The sequence below is a fragment of the Runella sp. SP2 genome, from assembly GCF_003711225.1.
Taxonomy (GTDB): domain Bacteria; phylum Bacteroidota; class Bacteroidia; order Cytophagales; family Spirosomataceae; genus Runella.
Genome location: NZ_CP031030.1, coordinates 3262904 through 3288372 on the forward strand (window position 1 = coordinate 3262904; position 25469 = coordinate 3288372).

The 25469-nt window shown below is 43.0% G+C and carries 23 protein-coding genes; 12 read left to right on the top strand and 11 right to left on the bottom strand.

Going from position 1 to position 25469, the window contains the following annotated elements; all coding sequences use genetic code 11:
• The first annotated feature begins 5 nt into the window (after positions 1-5).
• Positions 6-1085 carry a cytochrome-c peroxidase gene (locus DTQ70_RS13720; RefSeq protein WP_122931329.1) on the top strand — a complete coding sequence of 360 codons (1080 nt, stop codon included), beginning with the start codon at positions 6-8 and terminating at the stop codon, positions 1083-1085.
• On the opposite strand, the gene DTQ70_RS13725 is transcribed toward DTQ70_RS13720, so the two are convergent.
• Positions 1082-1708, bottom strand: a complete 627-nt coding sequence (locus tag DTQ70_RS13725) for a hypothetical protein (RefSeq protein ID WP_122931330.1) — start codon at positions 1706-1708, stop codon at positions 1082-1084. The two genes, DTQ70_RS13720 and DTQ70_RS13725, sit on opposite strands and share 4 nt — an antisense overlap.
• A 22-nt stretch (positions 1709-1730) precedes the next feature.
• Entirely contained in the window at positions 1731-2420 is a 690-nt protein-coding gene (locus DTQ70_RS13730) for a HupE/UreJ family protein (protein ID WP_122931331.1), read from the bottom strand.
• Positions 2421-2622: 202 nt separating this feature from the next.
• Here DTQ70_RS13730 and DTQ70_RS13735 point away from each other — a divergent pair, with 202 nt between their 5' ends.
• The 10 genes from DTQ70_RS13735 to DTQ70_RS13780 all read left to right on the top strand — a co-directional run bounded on the left by DTQ70_RS13735 (position 2623) and on the right by DTQ70_RS13780 (position 14810).
• The gene (locus DTQ70_RS13735) at positions 2623-3426 is read left to right on the top strand and encodes an SUMF1/EgtB/PvdO family nonheme iron enzyme (protein WP_122931332.1); all 804 of its coding nucleotides are present in this window, start codon (positions 2623-2625) and stop codon (positions 3424-3426) included.
• Between the two features lie 225 nt (positions 3427-3651).
• On the top strand, positions 3652-7260 hold the full coding sequence (locus tag DTQ70_RS13740) for a TIR domain-containing protein (RefSeq protein WP_122931333.1): 3609 nt from the start codon (positions 3652-3654) through the stop codon (positions 7258-7260).
• A 156-nt stretch (positions 7261-7416) separates the two neighbouring features.
• Positions 7417-7812 (top strand): hypothetical protein, encoded by a 396-nt coding sequence (locus tag DTQ70_RS13745; protein ID WP_164490015.1) that lies wholly within the window; start codon positions 7417-7419, stop codon positions 7810-7812.
• 341 nt (positions 7813-8153) lie between these two features.
• Positions 8154-8954, top strand: coding sequence for an MbnP family protein (locus tag DTQ70_RS13750; RefSeq protein WP_122931335.1), 801 nt, complete (start codon positions 8154-8156; stop codon positions 8952-8954).
• Positions 8955-8958: 4 nt separating this feature from the next.
• The gene (locus tag DTQ70_RS13755) at positions 8959-10002 is read left to right on the top strand and encodes a cytochrome-c peroxidase (RefSeq protein ID WP_122931336.1); all 1044 of its coding nucleotides are present in this window, start codon (positions 8959-8961) and stop codon (positions 10000-10002) included.
• Positions 9999-10907 carry a hypothetical protein gene (locus DTQ70_RS13760; RefSeq protein ID WP_122931337.1) on the top strand — a complete coding sequence of 303 codons (909 nt, stop codon included), beginning with the start codon at positions 9999-10001 and terminating at the stop codon, positions 10905-10907. The genes DTQ70_RS13755 and DTQ70_RS13760 overlap by 4 nt, the downstream gene beginning before the upstream one ends.
• A 1-nt stretch (position 10908) precedes the next feature.
• Entirely contained in the window at positions 10909-11430 is a 522-nt protein-coding gene (locus DTQ70_RS13765) for a DinB family protein (protein WP_122931338.1), read from the top strand.
• Positions 11431-11465: 35 nt separating this feature from the next.
• A complete protein-coding gene (locus tag DTQ70_RS13770; RefSeq protein WP_122931339.1) occupies positions 11466-11897 on the top strand; it encodes a hypothetical protein in 432 nt (143 codons plus the stop codon).
• 116 nt (positions 11898-12013) lie between these two features.
• Positions 12014-13450 (top strand): cytochrome c, encoded by a 1437-nt coding sequence (locus tag DTQ70_RS13775; protein WP_122931340.1) that lies wholly within the window; start codon positions 12014-12016, stop codon positions 13448-13450.
• Between the two features lie 28 nt (positions 13451-13478).
• A complete protein-coding gene (locus DTQ70_RS13780; protein ID WP_122931341.1) occupies positions 13479-14810 on the top strand; it encodes a c-type cytochrome in 1332 nt (443 codons plus the stop codon).
• A 263-nt stretch (positions 14811-15073) separates the two neighbouring features.
• Here the strand turns inward: DTQ70_RS13780 and DTQ70_RS13785 are convergent, their stop codons facing one another.
• From DTQ70_RS13785 to DTQ70_RS13825, 9 genes are all read right to left on the bottom strand, one after another.
• Entirely contained in the window at positions 15074-15370 is a 297-nt protein-coding gene (locus DTQ70_RS13785; RefSeq protein ID WP_164490016.1) for a DUF3526 domain-containing protein, read from the bottom strand.
• Positions 15371-15400: 30 nt separating this feature from the next.
• Positions 15401-16480: an ABC transporter permease gene (locus tag DTQ70_RS13790; RefSeq protein ID WP_122931343.1), complete on the bottom strand. Its 1080-nt coding sequence runs from the start codon at positions 16478-16480 to the stop codon at positions 15401-15403.
• Between the two features lie 2 nt (positions 16481-16482).
• The gene (locus tag DTQ70_RS13795; RefSeq protein ID WP_122931344.1) at positions 16483-17904 is read right to left on the bottom strand and encodes a DUF3526 domain-containing protein; all 1422 of its coding nucleotides are present in this window, start codon (positions 17902-17904) and stop codon (positions 16483-16485) included.
• Positions 17901-18596 (bottom strand): ABC transporter ATP-binding protein, encoded by a 696-nt coding sequence (locus tag DTQ70_RS13800; RefSeq protein WP_122931345.1) that lies wholly within the window; start codon positions 18594-18596, stop codon positions 17901-17903. Before DTQ70_RS13800 ends, DTQ70_RS13795 begins: the two co-directional genes overlap by 4 nt.
• 16 nt (positions 18597-18612) lie before the next feature.
• Positions 18613-19239 carry a bifunctional 2-polyprenyl-6-hydroxyphenol methylase/3-demethylubiquinol 3-O-methyltransferase UbiG gene (locus DTQ70_RS13805; protein WP_122931346.1) on the bottom strand — a complete coding sequence of 209 codons (627 nt, stop codon included), beginning with the start codon at positions 19237-19239 and terminating at the stop codon, positions 18613-18615.
• A gap of 7 nt (positions 19240-19246) precedes the next feature.
• On the bottom strand, positions 19247-19495 hold the full coding sequence (locus tag DTQ70_RS13810) for a hypothetical protein (protein WP_122931347.1): 249 nt from the start codon (positions 19493-19495) through the stop codon (positions 19247-19249).
• A gap of 15 nt (positions 19496-19510) precedes the next feature.
• Complete coding sequence (locus DTQ70_RS13815; RefSeq protein ID WP_122934401.1) at positions 19511-20881, bottom strand: DUF3526 domain-containing protein; 1371 nt, start codon at positions 20879-20881, stop codon at positions 19511-19513.
• Between the two features lies 1 nt (position 20882).
• Positions 20883-22331, bottom strand: coding sequence for a DUF3526 domain-containing protein (locus DTQ70_RS13820; RefSeq protein WP_122931348.1), 1449 nt, complete (start codon positions 22329-22331; stop codon positions 20883-20885).
• 61 nt (positions 22332-22392) lie between these two features.
• Positions 22393-24855 (bottom strand): TonB-dependent receptor, encoded by a 2463-nt coding sequence (locus DTQ70_RS13825; RefSeq protein WP_122931349.1) that lies wholly within the window; start codon positions 24853-24855, stop codon positions 22393-22395.
• 144 nt (positions 24856-24999) lie between these two features.
• Here DTQ70_RS13825 and DTQ70_RS13830 point away from each other — a divergent pair, with 144 nt between their 5' ends.
• Positions 25000-25386 (top strand): Fur family transcriptional regulator, encoded by a 387-nt coding sequence (locus tag DTQ70_RS13830; RefSeq protein ID WP_122931350.1) that lies wholly within the window; start codon positions 25000-25002, stop codon positions 25384-25386.
• Positions 25387-25469: the final 83 nt, after the last annotated feature.

Genomic DNA, 25469 nt, shown 5'->3' on the forward strand with positions numbered 1-25469 from the left:
CACGTATGAACAAGTCGTTTCTCGTCATCGGTGCTATGGCTTTGTTTGGATGGGCGGCGTGTCGGCAGTCGTCGTCATCCCCCCCCGAACCCACTACGCCCACGACCGAAACGCTAGAACTGCCTCAGCCTAGCTACTTCCCGCCGCTAGTCTATGACCTGAAGTCTAACCCGCTTACTTATGACGGGTTTCAACTAGGGCGCTCATTATTTTACGATGGACTTTTATCAAGAAATGGCACCATTGCCTGCGGAACCTGTCACCAACAAGCCGTGGCTTTTACACACCATGGGCACGATTTGAGCCACGGGATTGACGACAAAATTGGCATGAGAAACGCCCCGCCCATTCAAAACATGGCGTGGGCTAAAGAGTTTTTCTGGGACGGGGGCGTGCATCAACTGGATTTGTTTCCGATTGCCCCCATTGAAAACCCCGTTGAAATGGACGAAAAACTACCAAACGTTCTTCAAAAACTCCGCGATAGCAAAAACCCCAACTACCCCGAATTATTCAAAAAAGCATTTGGCAGCACCGAAATTACGACCGAGCGGTTTACCAAAGCTTTGTCGCAGTTTATGGTCTTTTTGGTGTCTAACAACTCCCGTTACGACCTTTACCTGCGCGGTACGACCAACGCCCTCACGGCGACCGAAAAAGAAGGATTGGCCTTGTTTAAACAAAAATGCGCGACCTGCCACACGGGCGAGTTATTTACCGACCAATCGTTTCGTAACAATGGCCTCGACAACAGCCGCAGCAGCGACCAAGGGCGTTTTCGCATCACTCAAAACCCCGACGACCTCTACAAATTTAAAGTTCCTAGCCTACGCAACGTCGGTTATACGTCTCCTTACATGCACGACGGGCGGTTTAGTACCCTCGAACAAGTGCTAAACCACTACGCCTCCAACGTCCAAAAAACCAATACCTTAGACCCTGCTTTACAAGCTAACGGCCAACTCGGCATTGCAATGACCGACGACGAAAAGGCCAAAATCATCGCCTTCTTAAAAACCCTCTCCGACGAGCAGTTTGTGAAAGACTACCGCTTTGCCGACCCAGGTTTTGGGAAGGCGTTTTAAAGCGTGTACTGACCTTTCAAGCGAATGGTGACCACGATGTCTTTGGCACTCTTATTTTTAAAATACCAACCATGTCGGCCTTCGTAGGGCGCACAAAAAGTACCAATAATATTGTTGGAATATGCTTCGGTGTAGCTCTCAAAAAACTCGTCCTTGTTCGGGTCGGGGTGTTCCTCTTTTACTTCCCCGTGAAAATCCGAAAACAATACGCCATGGTCGGTCACCCATTCGTATTTTACCTTTCCATATTTTAACACATTCATCTTAAACTCAATGCCTTTTCCTGCCAATACCCGTACGGTCACGCTATCTTCCCGTTCGTCGTATTGCTTTTCGGGGGCAGGGTTGTTGGCTTCTTTCGGCATTGGAATAGATGGGTCAGAGCCCGCATCGGCCATTGTCAATATTGGGTACGTAGGCGCACTTTCTACCGTATGAACGTGGTGATGATGATGCCCCTCAGGTTGATAAAGACTACTGAGTCCTAGCAACTTCCCCGCTCCCAACGGGTCTTTGCCGTATTCGGCGGGCAGTACCGCTCCAGTAAATATAATTACCCCTAACACAAGGGCGGCCACAACTGCTTTGCCAATTTGTGATGCTTCTAAACGAGGTGGATTCATAGCGATGATGTTTGAAAATCGTTTATTGTAAAAAATAACCAGTGAGTTGATAAGCCAGCAACACAAAACCTGCGGCCATTAAAAGGGTGTTTGTTAGCGTAGAAAAACGCTGAAAGCTCTCATAGTTTCGCCAAATACGCAAGAGAAGGAGAACAAAAATGAGCGCCAAAAACTGACCAATTTCTACCCCTAAGTTGAAGCCAATTAAGTTGGTAAATAGCCCTTCTTTGCCCATTTCAAACTCTTGAAGTTTGGTTGCCAACCCAAATCCGTGAAACAGTCCAAAAATCAGCACTGCAACTTTGGTATCGGGCTGAATGCCAAATAGGACTTTAAATCCTCCTAAGTTGTCAAACCCTTTATAGACAATAGAAAAAGCAATGATGGCATCAATCAAATAGGCATTGATTGAAATGTTGGCCAAAACCCCCAGCAAAAGGGTAAGGCTGTGCCCAACGGTAAAAAGGCTGACGTAAATCAAGATGTCTTTGGGACGATAAAGGAAAAAAATGACCCCGAGTAAGAAAAGAATATGATCATAGCCTGTCAGCATGTGTTTGGCTCCGATGTAGAGAAAAGGGACAAAAGCGACCCCTTCGTTGGCCAACAAAAAAGACTTGGTTTTATCGTCCACCCCGTGGGCACAAACGACCAAACTTGTCATGCACAGCAGCAACATCAGCCCTATGTTGGCTCGTATTTTATACTTCATAGAATAGTGGGATTTATTAGGCTACCAAATTACGACTTTGGTTGGGATATTTCTTCTTTTTTCTTGGGGATTTAGCTCGGCATAACAGCTGAATCCCCACCTACTCCTTGACTTGATTATAATAAAACTCAGCTACGATTGAGGTTTTAGTTTAAAAATTGTAATTTACGAACAAGTTAGGAAAAGCTTGTTTGGACTACTCATGGACTTAACCCGTACCTACGCCGAGGGCGACACCCTCAAAGACCTCAACGGCCACGATTTTAAACTCTTTGGCCTCGACTACACAGAGTTGGTGTATGTAGCCGCCCGTGGCAAAACCTTTACCATGGGCGATAATAACTCAGGCAATGAAGACGAAGACGAAACCCAAATCACCTTTGACCACGATTATTTGATCGGGCGGTTTGCCGTTACGCAAGAGCTATACCATTACGTAATGGGTCAAAATCCTTCTGAATTTATTGGTAAGCACCGACCCGTTGATGCAGTATTGTGGGGTGCCATCACCCATGAATTTTTGCCAAATCTCAATAAAAAATTGCGAAAAACTTACCCCAATTTGCAAGGACGTTTTGCCCTCCCCTCTGAGGACCAATGGGAATACGCTGCCGCAGGCGGGCAAGTTTGGAACTCCCCCAAACTCGAATACGCAGGTTCCAATAATTTGCATGACGTAGGCTGGTTTAGAGATAATTCAGATAAAAAATCCACTTTCCCTGTTGGTTTGAAAGAACCCAATGCCTTGGGGTTGTACGACATGAGCGGCAACGTATGGGAATGGTGCCAAGACGATTACAAAGCCAATTTGGCAGAATTGCCCAAAAGTGGCCTGCCCGCCCCCAACCAAAAAGGTAATAGTAAAGTGCTTCGGGGCGGTAGCTATTTCAACGACCGCATCAACTGCCGTGTTCGTTACCGCATCAGCCGCTCCCCCGTCAACCGCATCATTAACTATGGTTTTCGGCTGGCTTTTTCCTCCCTTCAAACCGAAACGAATCTATGAAGCGTGAGGAGAGACGAGGAAATAAATGAGTTTCCAATTGTCATGCCGACGAAGGAGGCATCTAAATATTACAGAATTATAGGCACTTAAATGAGTAAAAAGACAAATTTGCAAGTGAGGTAGCAAAAGCAAAACTACCTGAATGTCAAACTATAATATACAAATAAGTCTCAAGTAGTTTTGCACAATTACTTGTCCTAAAATTAGTCATTTTTTTAGATTAGCATGAACGAATTAACCTCCTTTTTAGACACTCAAGGATTTACAAAAGCAGCGAAAATCGACACGCTGAAAGTAACCCTTTCTCCCGTCAAACATGAAGATGATAATGTTGACATTCCAAGCCCCGATAAACGGTATTATTGGGATGGGAAGGTGTTTGGGTTGCATGTTAGTAATGTAGAGTGGGAGGCTAGCGTATGGGATACTCTGATAGCGTTGCTCACTAAAAATAAAGCCAAGATAGAAGTTTTATACTTGGGTAATACCGATAGAGAGGGACTAAGTGTAGCGTCTTTCCCAGCACTTCACTACTTAAACCTTTTTGCCAACCATAGGATTAAGACATTAACCCTCAAGGATTGCCCCCAATTAGCAAGCCTCAGAACCTATGGTTGTGACGTTTTACAAAAAATAGAATTAAGAGGTACTTTTCTAAAATTAGAAAAGTTGGATGTGTCGTACTGCCCAAGCCTTGATGAACTGATTTTCCCTACTCACTTTCCAAAACTCCGTTTTCTTCATGCTATCGAAACCAAACTGGAAAACGATTACATAACTTTGGGGGGGTATTTCGATGGGGAGTTGCGGGAAAAAATTTCAGTAGTTAGAAGACAAAACAGTATTACAACATTATTAAAACCCTTAGAGCAGGAAATTGACGTATTACTTTCTGAGAATATTAATTACGATGAATTTGGCAATATCATTTTCCTTGATTTAGGGCATTTGGGGTTATCTAAATTACCCGAATCTTTGTTCAAAATTCAAACCTTAGAACACTTATGTTTAGGCTCTTATTATCCACAGGAGTTAAACGAATTCACCAATGTAACCTATGTAGCATCAAAATATTCTAAAGAATATCCAAACAGAAACAATAAATTTATCTCCGAGTCTTTAAAAAACTTAGCTCAATTTGAAAATATAAAAAGTTTATTCTTAAACTCAATTGGGCTAAACAATTTAGATTTTTTAAAAGGAATATCCGCCTTAGTAAGTTTAGATATTTCGGGCAACACTTCACTAATTAATTTTTCCTCTTTATTGAATCTCAAAGAATTAAAGTTATTTCACGCCTCTTCAATTCCATCACTAACTAATGAGAATTTAAAATTACCAAAGCATACTATTAATTTATCATTAAGTAATTGTCATTTAGAATCTATGGTTTTTTTAAATGATTTGGAAAACCCTCAAATAGTTTTTTTAGATGGAAATAAAATAGAAACCAAAGAATTGATTGATTTTATTTGGTCAGAGGGTAAGCTTCTAGAAAAAAATTTTAATTTTATTACGAATACTATCCCTATATATAAAGGCATATATATCCAAAACAATCCTATCGATGAAGGATTTTTGAGGTTATTTGACGAAACAGATAACATTAAGAAGACAGAGTTAATAATAAATTATATCAAAAATTATTTTAAAGAAGACGAGGAAATAAAAGTAAAATTTATCAAGCTCATTCTAATTGGAAACACTCGTGCAGGAAAAACTACACTTTACGATATTATCACTCAAAACACCCCTGCTAAATCGGACGAGCCTTCTACTCATGGTGTAAATATTTTCCAAATAGATGAAGAGAAAGAGGAAGAACGTTTTATAATTAAGGGGTACGACTTTGGTGGGCAAGACTACTATCATAGTACGCATTGGGCTTATTTTAGCACTAATAACACGGTTTACAGCTTAGTTTTTCGCAGTGATTGGGAGGATAAATTTTATATTCATGACAATGAGTTAACCTATCCACTTGATTATTGGTTAGATTCCATTCGAAAAATTTCAAGAATTGAAAATAATGCTTCTACCATCGATGATATTCATGTTCAACTCATTCAAAACAAATACGGAGAAGCAATTCAAGACCTAAATGTAAAATCTACTAAAGAGAGTTTCAAAGAGTTAAATATCGTTTATTACAAAGATAACGAGCATAATCTTAAAGATATTTTGAAAGGTTCCGATTCAGGGTACCGTGAAAAATTTCTTCAAAACCTTAGAGGTAAAGCTCAAATTAGAGGTATTCAGAAAAAACAATTAGAGTTTATAAAGTTTTTGAAGGAGAAAACCGATTTAGGTATTTTACCTCGAAAGATAGTATTTGAATATAATGAAAAACTTGAATGGATTGAGGCAGCCTTAAAAAATGCTCATAATACCTATGATATTATTGATTTGAAAGGTAATAAAAACGCAAGTGAATATCAATTTCTGAAGGATTATATTATCACAGATATTTCTAAATTTAACAACTATATTTTCCTTATTTTAGAACGCGGAGGAGACGCTTATTTCACTGAAGATGATGCAAGAGACAAAATAGAAAACCAACCAACAATTGAATTTCAGAAAAAGGGATTAGTTTCATTTCTTGCAGATGTAAACTACCTTAAATTTGTAATAGAATTTATCCAACTATATAAAATTGCCTTTAAACTGCCAAATGAAAATGGCAAATACTTAGCCCCTGCATTTTTATCAGAAAAACTAAGTAAGCCAGAAGAGTTATTTATCAAAACCTTCCAAAAACCAATTTTCGAGTATAGATTTCGTGCTTTTTACCATGGAAATATCTTTACTGAGATAGTTTTGGAGTTTATTAAAGAGTTGCTCAAAGAAAATAAATGGATGTATTTATTGAAGAAAAACCATGTATTTCTGCATGACAAAAACGAAACAAGATTCCTGTACGTAAACTTCGGTTTAGACAAAAAAGAAAATTTTCCTATTTTGAAAATATATAATCATAGTTTATATGGTGTGAGTGACACCTTTATCGAAAAAACGCATAAAAATTTAGATAAGATAATGAATTTTCCTATTTTCCCCGATAATATAGAATCAGAGTCAGAGGAAGAAAAGAGGAGGATAGAAGAGGAATTTGAAATAAAATTAAAAGATTTTACGATTGAGAAAATCGTATATAACAAGTACAAAGAAGCTTTAGGGTTTAAGGAACTTATATGTCAGAAAAACATGAGTGAAAATAACAAAGACAGTCAATCTATTTATTATCAAAGCAAATTTTTTAGAAAGGGAGATTATAAGCTTTTTTTACCAAAACACAAACAGATAAAATACCCTATGAAAAAGATTTTCATTTCATACTCAAAATTCGATGAAAAATACAAAGAGGAGCTAAAGAGTCACCTGATAACATTAAAAAGAAGGGATTTAATTGAGACATTCGATGATAGAGACATTGAATCAGGCGATAAGTTTGACCATGTTATCAAACAGAAAATCAAAGATTGTGATGTTTTTATCTGTTTGATAAGTGTCAATTTTTTGAATGTAGATTACATCATCGAACAGGAAATACCCCTAGCCATTTCAGAAGGAAAAACTGTTCTCCCCATTGTTATCAAGCCATGTGATTGGTACGAAATGCCTTTATTTAAAGGGATTGAAGATAAAAGCCTAAATTTAGGTGCTTTCAATGCCCATGACAAAGCCACGATTTTAACATTAAGACCCGAATATAAAGGGAAACGAGATGAGCAAGGGAATAAACAAATCAAAGAATTTACCGAAACTGAGCGTGATTTCATGTGGTTTCAAGTAGTTGAGGAAATAAAAAAAATTATAGCAAGAACAACTTAGACTATATTTTAATACCTCTTTGGCTGAATTGAGGTAAGCTATGTATTTCACCACCTATCCCACCCCTCCCTCAAGTCAAATTAAAAATTGTGTGACATTTATCATACAATTTTGGGGGATGTGAGCGTATCTTTGTGGCGATTTCAACATCAATCCATGAACGGCAAGAGGATAATCGCCTACTTTTTATTCGCTCTCCTCAGCATCAAAATGCTGTTGGTGCCGTTTGTGTATCTGGATTTTGAGCTGCGTAAAGAGTTCATTATCAAAAATCTCTGCGAAAATCGTTTCAAGCCTCAGCTTCATTGCGACGGGAAATGTTACCTCGCCAAACAGCTCACCAAAGTAGCCGAAGGCCACGCCCGCGAAGAAGCCCAAAAGCAGCAAGATACCTTCAAAAAAATCACCCAAGAGGTGTTTGATGAGCTTACGTTTGTGTTTTTACCCGTTCAGATGACAAATGCTGAACGAGTGTTTAACATTCACTACCTACCCCCTACCACTTCCGAATTCGTCGCCTTACTGCTGCGCCCCCCTGCATTTGTTTTTTAATGCCTTTGTTTAGTTACTTAAGTAATTAAGCTGGATATAATTGATGTTTTAACCCCAGGCCTTTAGGCTGGAGTTATAATATCGCGAACTTTTCAAGAAATGTGCCTTTAGGCACTACCTATTTGTAGTTATAGGAATCTATTTTCTTGTTTTAGTGTGCCGTAGGCACACAACATCGCTTACAAGTGGTGTACCTACGGAATACAAAATCGGATGAACCCTCATTGTTCTACAAATATTAAGCCTCTATGAGGCACAAAATCAAGCACTTATCTTGAAAAGTTCGCATTAAAATATCTCTTTTGATTGTACGCATATTCACTCAAAGCAAAAAATTTCCAATGAAAAAGTCTTTCTTATTTTCAGCGCTTATAGCGTTGGCAGTGTCATTTACTATCGTTTCATGTACCAAAGAAGAAGAAATCGGGCCTAATGACAAAAACTCCCTCAGCATTGAGTTTGACAACTACGTAGGGGGCGAAAAATTGGTTTTAGGCAGCAAGTCTTATAAAAATTCGCTGGGCGAGGAGTTTACCGTATCAACCCTCAACTATTTTGTGAGCAACTTTTCACTCAAAAAAGCCGACGGAAGTGAAGTTAAATTCCCCAATCAATACTTTTTGATTCGCCAAGCCGATACCAAAACCTTGACAGTGACTTTGCCCGACGTTCCTGCGGGAGACTATACGTCGATGAGCTACATGATTGGGGTTGACAGCTTAAAAAGCATCTCGGACGTATCGCAACGCACGGGCGTGCTTGACCCTGCTTCGTACGGCACCGACAACATGTACTGGTCGTGGAACTCAGGCTATATTTTCTTCAAAATGGAAGGGATTTCTTCGGCAGCTACCACAGCTACAAAATTGTTTCAATTCCACATTGGAGGCTTTGGTGGCCGTACGTCAGTGACTGCTAATAACCTCCGCACCGTGTCGGCTTCATTTGGTAGCAGCGTAGCGCAGGTTCGCAAAAACATTGCCCCCACAATTCACGTGGTGACGGACGTGCTGCAAACGTTCAGCCAAGGAACAAGTATTGCCAAAACAAGCGTGATGATGAACCCTGCGGCGGCTAAACCTTTTGCCGACGGTTACGCTAAAATGTTCAAGGTAGAACACATTCACAACGACAAAATGTAATCGAATGAACAGCAGACGCTGGCGGCTCGTGGCCGTATCATTGAGTTTTATGGGTTGGCTTGCTTCTTGTTCCTTTTTGGGAGGGGAGGCAAGCCCCGAAACCCTTTTTTCGGTGCCCGCCACTTTTCCGCAGCCGACTTACGACCTGAATAAAAATCCCATCACTAACGACGGAGTTGCGCTGGGAAAACAGTTGTTTTTTGACGGTATCCTGTCGCGCGACGGCAGCATTTCTTGCGGTGAATGTCACAACCAAAGTCATGCCTTCACCCACCACGGACACGGGTTTAGCCACGGTATCGACAACCAAGAAGGCACCCGCAACGCCCAGCCGCTGATTAATTTGGCTTGGCAAGATTCGTTCTTTTGGGATGGCGGGGTATTCGATTTGGATTTATTTTCGATTGCCCCCATTGAAAATCCGCTCGAAATGGACGAAAAAATCGGCAACGTTCTCCAAAAATTACGGGCATCAAAAGACTATCCCAAGCTCTTTAAAAAAGCCTACGGCACCGAAGAAATTACGACCGAGCGCTTTTTGAAGGCATTGTCTCAGTTTATGTTGACGTTGGTTTCGGCCAATTCAAAATACGACCAGTTTTTGGCAGGGAAAGCCCAACTTACCGCCGACGAAACGGCTGGTTTGCAACTGTTTAAAGACAAAGGCTGCGCCAAATGCCACAGCGGTGCACTTTTTACCGACCATAGTTTTCGTAGCAATGGCTTGTTGCCCGAGTACACGGGCGATTTGGGTCGTTACCGCATTACCGAAAACGAGGCCGACAAAAACAAATTCAAAGTACCTACCCTCCGCAACATCGAAGTGACCTACCCGTACATGCACGATGCACGCTTTTTGAACCTTGAAGCCGTTCTCAAGTTTTATGCCGAAGGGGTCAAAGAAACTGGTAGCCTCGACCCGCTATTGAAACAAAATGGCCGTTTGGGCATCCCGATGACCGCCGATGAGCAACAAAAAATCATTGCTTTTCTCAAAACACTCACCGACCAAGAGTTTTTGACCAACCCCCGATTTGCTGCACCATGAAAAAATCATTTTATGCATTGATACTTACCTTAATGACCATCTCCGCAAGTCACGCTTGTGATATTTGTGGCTGTGGCAATGGAGGCTCATTTTTTGGAATTTTACCACAATCACATTTACGTTTTGCGGGGGTTCGCTACCGAGTAAAACAATACGAATCACACCTTAGCAGTTCGTTTTTTCGCAGTCGAGAGCAGTTTCAAACGGCCGAACTTTGGGCGCGTTTTTATCCCTTGAAACGCACGCAACTCATGGTATTAGTCCCGTACAACTGGAATACCCAAACGCTTTACCGTACCGAAACTCCTCAGAAAATCAGCGGATTGGGCGACGTATCGGCTCTTTTTCACTACAATATTGTGAACACATTTTGGGATTCTACCACGCACAAAATCGACCAAACCCTCCTCATTGGCGGCGGTATTAAAGCCCCAACGGGCAAGTTTCGGTACGTGGAAGATGGTACCGAAGTAGCTAATGCCAATTTCCAACTCGGCACGGGAAGTGTTGACTTTGTCGTGAACGCGATTTATAACCTACGTTACCAAACATGGGGTTCCAACGTGGACGTTTCCTACAAAATTAACACCACCAACCCCAATCATTATCGGTTTGCCAACCGCCTCAGTGGTTCGGTTTCGGTTTTTCGTACCTTGTCGCTTTCGTCGCTTACTGTTATGCCCAACGCGGGCGTGTATGTAGAGCATTTTGGGTACGATACCAAAAACGGCCAGAAGAACACGTTCACGGGTGGAACGCTAAGTACGGCAAATGCAGGATTAGAAGTTTATTTCAAACGAATTTCGGCAGGAATTACGTACCAATCGCCTCTTTATCAGCAGCTTTCGGGCGGAGATTTAAAGCTAAAAAATACCCTTTCAACGCATTTAACTTTTTTATTTTAACATGAAACTTTACCTATTTTTAGTCCTTTTGTGCGCGTCGGTAGTGGCAAACGCCCAAAACCGCACCGCCGAACTTCGTCAAGAACTTATCGACGCGTTTGACATGTCGGAAAAGTATAGCCTTAAAATTTGCGACCAAATGCCTGCCGAATTTTATCAATTTAAGGCCACGGATTCCGTGATGACCTTTGCCGAACAATGGCGCCACTGTGTCATTTTTTCAATCAACCAAATTGCGGGACGCACGGGTGTGGTAAACCCGCTCAAAGAGCGAAAACTACCCAAAGTCATGAACAAAGACCAGGTGGTCAGCGAAGTAAAAGCCATGTATGCGTTTATCCGAAAAACCGTTCAGGAGTTGCCCGAAGCCAAATTGTACGAAAAAACGGGCTTTACAAACGGCGAAATCCCCATGTGGCGCCTGATTTATGCCGTTGAAAACCACATCATACACCACCGTGGACAAGTAATTGTGTATTTACGCTTAAAAAATATCGTTCCCGAAGGATATGTTGGCTGGTAGTTTGTATTTTTGTTACGGCATTCCCGCAATCTATCATGCTACTTGGTTTGCAAATAGATATTACTCAACTATCCAAACGCCAGATTCTTCGTCTGCGCCGATGGCTTCTTGTTGCCATTGTTGGAGTAATGTTTATGCAGAGTATATTGACTGCCCTACTGCTATTTTCGATTGACCATCCTACGTCTTTTCAGGAATCGTATTCAAAATCGGAGCAGGTAGTAAGCAATAAACAGCAAAAAATTAAGCAGCAGCTATTGTCCTTACTGGATTTTGGGCAAGAACCCACCAAGAAAAAACAGGCTTCGCTAAACCTCTACGTCTTTAATCTTTTTGTAGAAGAAGTTGCCATCGAAGTGCCCGCCTGCCTTCCAACGGCTTTTGCTTCCAACGCTGATTTTGCCTATTTGGCGGGAAAAGGTTTGTTGTTTCACCAGAAAATTCCGCATCCTCCACGTACCGTTTAATGTCCATTTGATACGCTACTCCGTCGTTCGGTGTAGCGCTTCTTGGTTTCTCTCTGCCGTATTTCAGCAGGGCAGAAGCACCGTATCTCTATGGTTTCATTAAACACTTTATTCTCGTGGATTTTCCAATCTTTCACCTCGATTTTATTGGCAATCGGGCTTTGATTGCCATTATCGCCGTCCTGCATGCCGTCATCAATCACGCCTTGGCAGTAGGACTTATGCCCGTAGTCACCATGCTCGAAATCAAAGGGTTCAGACTCCTAAAAATCAACCCCGAGCTGGCCGAAAAGTGGGACTCGCTGGCGTACCGAATTCTGTTTTTCGCCTTTCTTATCACCACCACCATCGGTGCCATGACGGGCGTTGGTATTTGGTTTTCGGCCTCGTTGGTCAACCCTGCTTCTATTGCGAGCCTCATCCGAGTTTTCTTCGGCGCTTGGTTTGTTGAATGGCTCGTTTTTGTGACTGAAGTTGTGCTTATTTTGCTTTATTTTTTAACGTGGAAAAAGCTTAAAGCCAACCTGTTACAAAAATTCAAACACGTAAAGTACGGGCTATTTCTGAGCTTTTTTTCGTGGATTACGATGGCGATTATCGTATCCATTTTATCGTTTATGATGGATACGGGCAACTGGAACAACGACCGAACTTTCTTGTACGGTTTCTTGAATCCCGTGTATTTGCCTCAATTGTTTTTCCGCACCCCCCTCGCCATGACGATGGGCGGCATGATTGCGATGTTTTTAACGCTGATTTACACCCGCAAAGACCTCGAATTTCGTAAAATAGCCCTTCGTTCTATCAGTAAATGGGTCTTGATTTGGGGGCCATTGGCCGCCGCAGGAGCCATGCTGTACTACTACATGATTCCCAAAAGTTTGGTAGGCAACTTACCCGTAGCCATGGGAACGCTTGAATTTCAAAACTGGTACAGTCAAATCGTTATCATTGTCATCGTCGCGATTGGTTTGGTGATTGGCATGGCCAATTGGTCGTATTTTCGCCCACAAACCGCACCTGCTTGGTTGGCGGGAGTGAGTATTTTGCTCATTGTGGGCTTGATGGGTCACTTTGAGCGCCTGCGCGAGTTTATCCGCAAACCTTATGTCATTGGTGAATACATGTATTCCAACGGCTTACGGGTCGAAGACTACCCCCTTCTGCAACGCGACGGTGTGCTGAAACACGCCAATTTTGTAGCAAACAAAGAAGTGACGGATGCCAATATGTTAGAGGCAGGCCGAGATGTATTTATCTTGACTTGTAGCCGCTGCCACACCACCAATGGCGCGGTGAATCCCATCACGGGGAAATTTACGGACATGTTTGGCACCAAACCTTGGGAAACGGCACAATTGAAAGGGTACATCAAAAACATGCACTCTGCGCGGTATTTCATGCCGCCTTTCCCTGGCAACGACCGCGAGTTGGATGCCCTTTGTGCCTACATCAAAGAGCTGCAAACCAACCCTCAGCCCGTTTCGGGGGCGCAAGATGGCCTTGGTTTTAACAAACCTAAGCCTTCGCAACCCGTAGCTGCTGTCCGTTAATCAACCTTCCATTCTAACGATATTCATCATGTTTTTAAACATTCTTTTGCAAACCCAAACCATTGTCCAGAAGGACATTCCGCTTCCCCTACCCGTGCCCGAGTGGGTGTTGGTTGTGGTGTTGGTATCCATGTTTTTGGTACATATTTTATTTATCAACTTCATGGTTGGCGGTTCTATTTTAACGCTGGTGTATCAATTACTCGGTCTTCGCAAGCCCGATTATGACAAACTTGCCTACGAAGTAGCCCAAACCATTACGGTCAATAAATCCATGGCCGTTGTGATGGGAATCGCCCCGTTGCTGGCCATTAATACGCTCTATACCACGTATTTCTATACGGCCAATGCCCTCACGGGTTTGATGTGGATTTTGATTATTCCGTTGGTGACAATTGCGTTTTTGTTGCTCTATGCCCACAAATTTTTATGGCACAAGCTCGACAACAACAAGTTTTTGCACATCAGCATTTTGGCAACGGCCGTGGCGATTTTCTTATTTGTTCCCCTGATTTTTTTGACCAACGTCAATTTGATGATGTTTCCCGACAAGTGGTCGGTGGTAGAAGGGTTTCTGTCGGCGTTGGTATTGCCCAACGTTTTCCCCCGTTACCTCCACTTCCTCAATGCCTGTATGGCTGCGTCGGGGTTGTTATTAGTCTGGTATTTTGGGCGAAAAGACTTCGATTTTGAAGAAAAATTCCCAACGTTGAGCCGTTACAATGTCCGCAAAAACCTTTACACGGTCACGTTTTATGGGTCGGTGGTGCAGTTTTTGGTAGGCCCCATTGTACTCGTCACCCTTCCTAGCCAAGGGTTAGGCTGGAATGTTCTACTGGTCATTTTCACGGGAGCATCCATTGCCATTGTGGCGATGGTATGGTTGTGGAAAGAAATCACGGGGCCAGCGGCTCAGTTTGGGCGTCATTTCACCAAAATAGCCCTGACGATGGGCGTCGTGGTACTATTTATGGGTTCGGGGCGGCAGTTGTACCGTTCCAACGTCATTGACCCACACCGTAAGTTGGTAGCCAAGAAAACCGCCGAATACGAAAAACAGGTCAAAGAAGCCCAAGCGGAGGCACTCAAGCCCAAAACCACCGAAACCGCCGCCGCTACCCACCCTGGAGAAGCCATTTTTCAAATGAACTGCGTGGCTTGTCATCAGGTAAACGACAAGCTCGTTGGGCCAAGCATGGTAGAAGCCGCAGGGATTTACAAAGGCAACCTCAATGGGTTGATGGGGTGGATTCGTCAGCCTGGCAAGAAGCGCGAAGGCCCCGCTATGCCTGCCCAAGCGCATCTGGGCGACGACAAAATCAAGCAAGTGGCCGAGTGGGTGCTGACGCTGAATAAATAGTTAGTAGGCTTATTTTTAACCACATAGAACACAGTAGAATTACACATAGAAGTTGCTATACGTCTATTGTGTTCTATGTGGTTACCTGCAAACCAAAAAAAGATGTGGTTATGGCTAAAAAACAAAGTAAATCGAAGCTAAATCGGAGCCGAGTACTCCATTGGAAACAATGGAGTGCTTTACTGCTTTTACTGTTGCTTTTTCTTAGTATGATTCTTGTACTGAGTTGTTAGAATAGATGAAGAAACAACATCTTCATTCTCTTATTTCAACTTCACCCAACCCAAGCCCAGCAATAACCCTGTTGCCAAAAGTAACTTTAGCAACCCGACGGCCACCGAAAAATGTTGGTTCAAAGGTTGAAATTCCCATTTTGGAAACAAGGCGTAGTCCGACGGGGTTAATCGTTCATTTTTAAACGTTTTTGGCAAAAAGAAGTCGTTCCAACGACCATGAAACGCCTTAATTTGGTGCAGATAGTCGCGGTGAGCTGCCGTAGATGTATTGGCCAGCCCGTTGAATAGTTCTTGTACATTGACCGCAGGTAGCAACCAATTCAAGGTTTCAACGATAGCTTCGCGTTGCTGTACCTACGCTTCGTACGCATGTACCAACGGTTCCAAGGTCAAATCAACCCATTCGTTACGGGCATAATAACCTCGTAATTCAGGATCGCGTTTGGCGGTGTCTTCTGGGAAATAGCGATCAGGATGGCGGGCGTAATAGTCTTTCAATACAACCGAATCAGGTCGCTCCATACTATACTCATCGCGTACCAAGTTCTCAAACACCGAGCGGTCAATTGGTTGGCTGACCGTGAGCCACTGCTGAGTGAAAGCAGGCAGAACTACGATGAGCACAATCCATACCGCCAACAACGTGAGCGCATTAAATGCCGAACTCTTTTGGAACGATACCACTGCCAAAATCACCGCCAACCAAAACAAGCCATAAGCAAGGGCTACCCCAAAAAACCGCAACCAAAGACCGCCGTTTTCACTGAAATTGATACCCAGCACAAAAACCGAAAGTACCGAAATGACCGCTAAAAATCCAACCATTAGTGCTGCCCTAAGACTGAGTTTGGCAAGCACAATTTGGCGTAAACTGACGGGCTGCGCAAGTAAAAGCGAATACGTCCCTTGCTCTTTTTCGGAAGATAACATATTATAAGACAACACGATCAGCAATAATGGCAAAATAAATATCACCACAAATGCCCAATCAAAATGCCCGACCGCCAGTTTTTGGGGATTAGCTATTTCCTGTTGAAAAATCTGCCGATAGATGGCCCTTCCCCATACATCCTGATAATACGGGAACAAATCGCGCATCCCAATCGAGAGCGGAGTAATGTCGGAGGGAGTATAGATGGCATACCGATAGCCTTCGGGTACATTTACTTCGTAGGCACTGGTAGCCGTTTCCCACTTGGCCTTGTTTGCAGCAATGGATGTATCCAACTTTGCCCAAGCCTCCAACGAATCTAAGCGTGTTTTTTCGTCTTTTTGGAGGGTGACGATGGTCTCACGCTGTCGGTCAATGACTGTTTTACCGTAAAAAAGGGAATACAAACCCGCTGCCACTGCCAGCGTTACCACCATTTTGAGGACTTTCCCGCGCCTTAAAATCAGCCAATCGTTTTTGAGAATTAATAAAAACTGCTGCATTGTCAGACGATTTTAAGGGTTTTCAAACTTTTGTTAATGCCCCACAACAACCCCATCGAAAATACCAGTAAAGCCGCCAACGACACCCAATGAGTCGCCAACACCCACCCCACGGACGGCATTTGATATTGAAAATCAGGCGTTTTTGCCCAGAAATCACGGCTTACTTTTTTGTCCCAATCGCCCGTCTTAGAAAAAGTTTTCATCTCATTATTGAGCCTTTCAACCAACTTGAAACGGTAGTTTTCAGCTTTGGCTTTAAAGTCTAAAAAATGGGCATAATCCGAACCCGAAAGCCCCATTGACACATTACGAACGGCTAAATACGGATTGATAAAACTTGTTAAAACGGCCAAACTATTTTGTTTTTGGAACGTATTTTGCAGCTCTCCGAAATGTTTTTGATAGACCTTACTCGTGTAGATTTCGCCTTCCTGCATCACAATTCCGTCAAAATTTACGGGTAGCTGCGAAACCGAATCCACGCCATACTGCGCCAACACCTTCTTTTCCAAGGCTTTGGCGCGTTCGTTGGAGGGATTATGCCCGTCAATGCCTTTCTCTACATCTTCGTGAATTTCGTGTTTGAAAACATAATTGGAAGGCACCTTAAAGAGGCTTTCGCCTACGTTGGCCGTGGCTTTGGGAAGAGCCACACAGGCTACTATCCACATTCCCAACAGCGTCAGCAAGCTCGCCCGAGAGCTATCACTTTGGGCAGATACAAAGACGCTCAACACAATGATGAGCAGAAAATAAAAAAGATAAATTCCAAGGAAAAAGAGCATTCGAAGCGGGGTATCGGCCGCGGGTTGAAAGCCCGTTTGGGCAAACAAAAGCACCGATGCAATCACGAGGGCGGGAAATACCACCAGCGCAATCACGCGGGCATAACCGCTCACTTTTCCCCAAAACAACGACCGAACGGATACGCCCTGACTCAACAGGATTTTGAGCGTATTTTCTTCACGTTCCTGCGTAAATGCGCCAAAACACAGAAATATAATTAACAGTGGAATCAGCATCTGCAACACAAAGGCCACGGTCATTTCGCCAAATCGAATGAGCGACGTAGCATCTTCGGCCTGACTAAACTTGGCGTCGTTTTGGCGGTGTCCTTCCAAATACACACTTGCGCCCGTGTAAGTATCCAACCCAAAATCCATAAAGCTCAAATCTGACTTGGGCCGAAAGGCAAACGTCCCGAAATGCGCCGCCGAATGGGGATTTTTTTCGGGTTGATTCACCCATGTTTGTCGGGCGGCATCGTTGGCCTTCTGCCGCGACCGCGCCAGCGATTCATAATTTTGAAAGCCCGTCCAAGTGGCAACCAAAAGTAGCAGCAGTACCACACTGCCCGCTACCCAAAACCGCCTGTCGCGCAGGGTTTGGGTAAATTCTTTGTTAGCGATGAGATTTTTCACACCGTTTGCAGATAAAGTTGCTCCAATTCATTGGCCGAAATATCCTTGGCATCAATCACCGATACCAGATTGCCTTCTTTCATGATGCCGATGCGATTGGCTACCTCTTTGGCCCGAAAAATATCGTGCGTTGCCATCAAAACGGCCGTACCATTTTTGGCCAATTCACGCAAAATCTCCGAAAATTCGTTAGAGGCTTTGGGGTCAAGGCCAGAAGTAGGCTCATCGAGCAATAAAGCTTTGGCTTTTTTAGCGACGGCAATGGCGATACCCACTTTTTGCCGCATTCCTTTGGAGTAGCCGCCTACGCGTTGGTTATGAGCAGATGTTTGTAAACCTGCTTTGCTTAGGAAGTCACTCAGTTCCACTTCTCCGTAATGAAACCCTGCCAAAGAAGAAAAAAAAGCAAGATTTTCGAGCCCCGTCAGGTTGGCATAAAGCATGACCGTTTCGGGTATATAGGCCAAGTATTTTTTGGTTTCGAGAGCATTTTCTCCGACCGAAATTCCATTGATACGTACTTCGCCGCTCGTAGGAGTAATAAATCCTAAAAAACAATTGATTGTGGTTGTTTTACCCGCACCATTTTGCCCTAAAAGCGCAAATATTTCGCCTTCATGGATGGTCAGAGTCAGGTTGTTGAGAGCGGTTTGCTCGCCGTAGGTTTTACTTAAATTCCTTGCTTGTAACATATATTTTGATGTTTGATTAAGTCATTTTAAAATGTGAATTCATCCCCTTCCTACACTTTATCAGATAAAAAGGGTAGTTTTCTTCTACATCCGTTACCTCGAAGAGTCCTACATCACCAAATTCCTCCTTGATACTTTCATCGTCATAAAAGTATATTTTTACACCACCAAACATTTCAAATCTGTCTTTACTAATTTGAATGCCTTGCCCATAAGTTTTAGCAGCCTTAGTAATTGCTGTGAAGAACATGAAACCGTCGTCTTTTAACTGCTTATAGCAGTCTTGAATTAGTTTTTGGCGTTCATCTTGGTCTAACAAATAAATAAGTCCATAACAAAATATACCGTCATATAATGTGTTATCAAAAGGCATCTCTGTTACGGAGCCATGATGTATCGTCAATTCATCACCAAAATATTTTTTAGCAATCTCAATTGCTGTCTCAGAAATTTCTATCCCCGTTACTTTTATGCCGTTTTCTATGAATGTTTTTGCATTTCGCCCATAGCCAATCCCAGGAATTAATACATCTTTTACGTGATGCTTTTTAAAAAAATCCTTTGCCAATTCGGCAGAGTTTGCGGGTACATGGCCCCACATTTCTTGTTTTTCTTTAAAAGCTTTTTCCCAAAATTTTGTCATATCGAAATTACTTTTTACAAATTTTGTCTTCCAGAATTTCAACATTAATCTTCCAATTCTTCATTAAATTCAGAACTTTTTCTGAGTTTATAGTTTCTGCTTCCAATCTAAAAATTGTATGCCCACAGGGAAAAGTTAAGCCTGTTTCATTAAGGTCATAATTAGCTTTTAATTCACTGTTTTCTGCCTTTAGATACTTCAAAACATAGTCTGCCTGCGCTTTTGTTTGAATATCAGTTATGAATATCTCGGTCATATTTTGTTGTATTTTTTAGCTTAATTTAAAATTCTCTTCATTTCCATTTTTATTAAATTTCAAGCTTGCCCAACCCAAGCACAATCCAGTAATTATCAGCAAAGGAAGTAACATTTTTAGCCATTGAACCTCTACTTTTTCCCTGTAATACTCCAACCCGAAAGCGGCCCATTTTTCGCTAACTACGGGGACTTCGGTGAAGATTTTCGGGTAAAAATAGAGGCGTTTTTGCTCGTGAAAGTCTTCAAGTTTTTCGAGGAAGTGCAGGTAATTGTCCATGTCAGACAAGCTCAGTGCATTGAGGCTAAGTTGGACATGAACGGTCGGAAAAAACAGTCCCACGATACTGCTCAATCTATTGCGTTTTTGAAGTTTCTCTTTGAGTGCCAGAGCGTCGGGAGCGGCTTCGTCGTCGCCCATTTGCTGCATGGCGTAGTACCAAAGCCAACTGTAATCTTTGCCTTCAGGGTGTTGGTATTGGCTGAATTGCGGGTAATGTTGGTGAAACTTCGCTACAGTCGGTTCTTTTGGTTCATCCCACTTATTGTGATAGCCGTCTCGGCTTTCCAAAACTACGCTAAACGCCTCTGGAACAGGGTACAAATGTAGGGTCAAAGCATTGATAGTTGCGGGTGCAACCAACGTAAGCAAGACCCACGAAAGCAACAAAATCAGGGCGTTTTGACTGGAGTTTTTTTGAAAACTTACGACCAACCACGCCAAGGCAAACCAGAAACTCACGTAGAGAATACTCGTCAACGCAAAAGCCAACAAAGCCGCATCCAGCGGAAGGTGTAAATATACCGAAGCAACTACCAGCAGCAACACCAACACACTCAAAACGCTTGCGTAACGAATCAGGATTTTCGCCTTTATCATGGACAACGGGCGCGACGATTGACTTAACACCAAACTCCACGTTCCGCCTTCTTTTTCTTCTGAAATGAGATTGAAACAAAAAGCGATAATGATGAGCGGAAAAAAGCAAATCAAGACAAAACTAAAGTCCAGATTACCCAACAACTGATACATCGGATTCATCAAATCAGTTTCGTATTTTTGTTCTTCTAAATTACGAATGGTAACGCTTTGAAGTGACGGATGCACATCGCGCTGCCCCATCGACAATCCTGCTAAAGGAGACATTTCGTTGACCAGTCCAAAACGAACATAGTACAGTAGCAGTCCTATTTCTTTGGGGTGAAATTTTACGTTTCTAGCAATGCTTTCTTGCTGATAGTGTGCCGTTTTTTCAATTATTTCTTGATTTTTATCGAGAAAAAGTTTGCCAATGTGTAAGCTGACTAACCCCGCTCCGAGCAAAAACAAAAGCCCTATCATTAAGCCTTTAGAACGAAAAAAATTTTTTAACAAAAGTGTATTCATGTCAAAAATCATTCAACTGATTAAAAAAATACCGAATCAAAAAAGACAAACCTACTACCCACAAAACCAAGGAAATAACTGAAAAAATTTCGTGTTTTAAAACCGCCGTACACGTCAAAAAATGGTAGCGAAAGTCGGGCAATTGAGACCAATATTTTTGGCTAATAACCGCTTTTTTATCGGCCGAACTTTTCACTTTATTGCTAATCAATTTGATCTGTAATTCATTCAACGTCTGTGCCAACGAATAGCGAAAGTTTTCCGTTTGGCGCTGAAAATCATCATACGCAGCGTAATCCGTTCCTGCCAAAGCCATAGACAAGTTTTTAATGGCCATGTACGGATTAAAAATAGCCGTAAAACGTACGACATCTTGTTGCTTTTGGTAGATTTCCACCAAAGCAGCTTGGTGTTTTTGGTAAGTTTCAGCACTCAATTTTTCGCCTTCGCGCATGACGTATCCACTATAATTGAAGGGAAGTTTGTGCGTGGAATCCACGCCATAGACCGCCAATAACGAATCTTTCATCGCCTTGAAATGCGGGTCATTGGGGTTATGGCTGTCTCCCTGTTGGATGAGTTCGTGCTCGACAGTTGTGTCAAATTCAATTTTGGATGGCGCAGGAAACAGCGTTTGACCTACCACCTGCGACAACTTGGGTAGCATCAGAGTAAAAAATAACCAGCAGCCAATCAGTTGAGTCAACGCTGATTTGGACGATTTGGCTTTGGCCGACACCCAAACGGCCATAACCGATAGCACAAAAAAGTAGATAAAATACCCAATAATCAGGCCCAAGAATCGCAAAAAAACTTGCGACTCTTGCAAAGACAATGGGTTGATTACCAACAAAATAAAACCTAAAATCAACGACGGAACAACAATACTGAGCGCCAAATAAAACAGCCCGAGGGATTTACCGAGCAACAGTTCTTGCCAGCTTACGCCTTGCGTCAGTATAATCCGCAACGTGCCGTGTTCACGCTCGCGGGCCACCAAGTCAAACCCCCAAAAGAACAGCAACAAAGGCAGTAATAATTGTAAAATCATTCCTGCCGAAATCTCGCCAAAACGCAACAAACCATTTGATAGGCTTGCTTCAGAAAAGTTGACCGTGTTTTGTCGGTGGGCTTCCAGAAAGACAGCGTTTCCGAGGTAGCTATCCATTCCGAAATCAAAGAAACTGAGGGGAAAACGTTGACGAAAAGCCACATAGCCATAATGCGCCATGCGGTGGGGATGTTTGTCGGGACGACTTTCCCAGCGCTCCCGAACTTCGTGGCGGTAGTGTTCGACTGTTTCTTGCTGGAGCCGTAGGTTTTGGTATCCCGCTGTCAACGCAAAAAACAGCATCGCATTAAACACCCCAATCAGCCATTTGGTACTGGCATTCTTGGTTTTGCTGCTCCAAACTTGCTTTGAAAGTAATTTTAGCGTATTGATTCTCATCACTTTAAGTCCACAAGACGTTCCATGTTTTTGACACACAGAACGTCTTTTAGTGGGTCATTTAAAATTTATAAGTCGCTGTTAGCATCACGTTTCTGGGCGCTCCAGGAAACAAACGGGTGTAATTTTGAGCTCCCACCCAGTAAGTTTTATCAAAAATATTGTTGAGATTCAACGCCATTTGTACGCTACTTTTGGTGGGGGTGTAGTAAATGGCAGCATCAAACGTGGCGTAGGCGGGTACTTCAAACGCACGACTAAACCAAGGAATTCGGCTACCTTGGGCATTCATTCCTGCCCCAATGCCCAAATCTTTGAGCGTCGATACGCCGCCAAAATTGTACCGTGTCCATAGGTTCCCACTGTGTTTTGGGGTATTTTCTTTGCGCTGTCCTATCAATGATTCGTTGGCATCCATCACAATTTTTGCATCAATAAAACTGTACGATGCGTTGATTTGCCAGTTGGGCAGTATATATCCCGCCAAATCCATCTCAAAACCACGGCTGCGGTCGGCCCCACGCTGTACCAATAAATCAGGACGCGCTGGGTCATTGGCATTCATTAGGATATTTTTCTGGTTAATTTCATAAACCGCCAGATTAAGCGTAAAGCGTTTACCTGCCAACTCAGCCTTCATCCCGAGTTCTTTCAAGTCGCTTATCAAAGGCTTAAATTGTGCGGCCGAAGTAGCTGTCCAGAAAAACCCTCCTGTGCTTGGCATCAACGAAACGGTGTTGGATTGCGGCTGGTATCCTTCGAGGTACGTACCGTACAGATTGATGTTTTTGTTAAGTTCGTAAGTCAAGCCGATGCGCGGAATCAACGCACTGTTTTTAAAGGAGCCTTCGTTGGGGGCGTTGTAGTTCGTGATATCCTCAAACCATTCGTTACGCAAACTCAACAAAGCCGCAAACTTCCCGATTTTGAATTGTTCCTGAACATAAACCGCCTTAGTAGTGGTCAGGGCCGACGGAATGGCCGTGCGGCTATTCATCACGTAATCATTCAGATTTCTGACGGTATAAGTAGGCGTATTGAGGTCAAAATAGTTCACGTTGGGGCGAGGCAACACCTTTCCACCAATCGTAACGGTTTGGTAGTTAGCAGCGTTGGCTACGGTGAAACTGCTTGCGACGGAACCGTCTTTCAACAAAAATCCACGGGCCGCGTTTTGTCCACCTCCTTTGAGCTTGTGCCAGCCTTGCAAATCATAGCCCACCACCATTTTATGGGTAGTTTTTCCCCAATCGAAGTTAAAATTGAAATAAGCATTGAGGTTATCAGTGTTCCAAAATTGCTTCCGCTGCACCAATTGCATCTGCACCAAACTGGTCACTTGCGCCCCCGTAATGTCACTAGCAAACGCATTGGTCGTACGGTGTTCTTGCAAATCTTCCGTCCACGTTTGCTTCATGTACGAGGCATTGAAGGTGATTTTTTCGGTGAATTTGTGCGACAGATTGGCCATCAACATCAGCTCTTTCGACTTAAAAAAGTCATTTGGAGCACCTAAATTTAGGCTGATTGGGGTGCTATTTAAGTTGGTTTGTCCCGCCACTGCCCCAAAAATCGGCTGCCCACGGTCGAGGTTTCCTGCCATATTGGAAAAAATCAGTTCGGTATTGATAGCGGTTTTGCTACTTGGCAAATATGTAAACGACGGAGAAATTAAGACCGATTTGTTCCCTACCAAATCACGGTACGAACGCGCCTCTTGGTAAGCACCATTAAGGCGATACAGGAGTGTCTTAGACGCATTCAAAGGCCCCGTAAAATCCAGCGCACCCCGCAACGTGCTGAAACTTCCTGCGGCGAGGCTCACTTCGTGGCGTTTTTCGGCCAATGGTTTTTTGGTTACCATGTTGATACTTCCGCCTGGATCAACGCTACTGAAAGTCACCGAGGCAGGCCCTTTGAGCACTTCCACGCGTTCGATGTTGGTCGTGAGTGGTTGCAAAAAATAGTACTGACGCGTCCGCATTCCGTTAATAATCTGCCCTTCTTCGTTTTGGCTAATTCCCCTGATATTGTATTGGTTATAAAAACTCGAAGGCGAAACCCCACTGGCAATTTTCACAGCATCGGCCAGCTGAAACGCGCCACGGTCGGCAATAAGCTCTTTAGTAACTGTACTCATCGCCTGCGGTAACTCTTTGTTTTTAATGGCAATTTTGGTCGCCGAAAAACTATAGTCCGACGTGTAGTCTTTTTGGGCACGCCCCACCACTTCTACCGTCTGTAACTGTGCTACCGAAGGCTGCAATTTTAAGGTCAAAAAACCTTCAACCACCTTTATTTCAAGGGTTTCGTAACCCACAAAAGATACTTGAATCGCGCCCGTCCCTTCCAACGAAAAGTTTCCTTCGACATCCGTGGTGGTACCTTTTCCTGAGTTTAACATTTTGATCGTCGCCCCTACAATCTTTTCGTTGGTTTGGGCGTCGGAGACATTTCCTTTTATGGTTTGTGCTTGTACAAAGCTGGCAGTTATAATGAAAAACAGCGTAAAAAATCGAGTCATACGAAGGTGAGTTTAATAAAAAATGAGAGGTCAACATTGCAACGTTGTTGCAAAAAAAGTCAAAAAATATTATTATTGCAACAATGTTGCATAATTTAGCCTAGCATATCCCAACAACGAGAACGCTCCAGAGAAAAATACCAAATGAGCACTGTAAATAGCCTACTGAAAGAACGAGGTTTGCGAATTACTCCCACCCGTAAGCAAGTATTGGAATATTTTTTGGAAGCCACTTGTGCGCTCTCCTTTCAAGACCTTGAACGAAAGCTCTCGGATAAATACGACCGCGTGACCATTTACCGTACACTCCTTTGTTTTTTAGAAGTGGGTATCATTCAGCGAATTGCCATCGAAAATGGGCAGCGGTTTCTGCTGCGAAAAAACAACATAAACTCTCATTTTACCTGCGAACAGTGCGGGAATATCTCAGGGATTGAAACGCCACTTCCTCCCCTTCCCTTGCCCCAAGGCTTTGTAGAAAACACCTTTATTTTGAGTATCATCGGTACCTGCCCCAACTGTAGTGAGTAGTTTATTATTTCTTAACCTACCATAGTTCCATTAAACTGATTTGACGTATTATCTTTGGTATAATTTACAATAATACACCAACC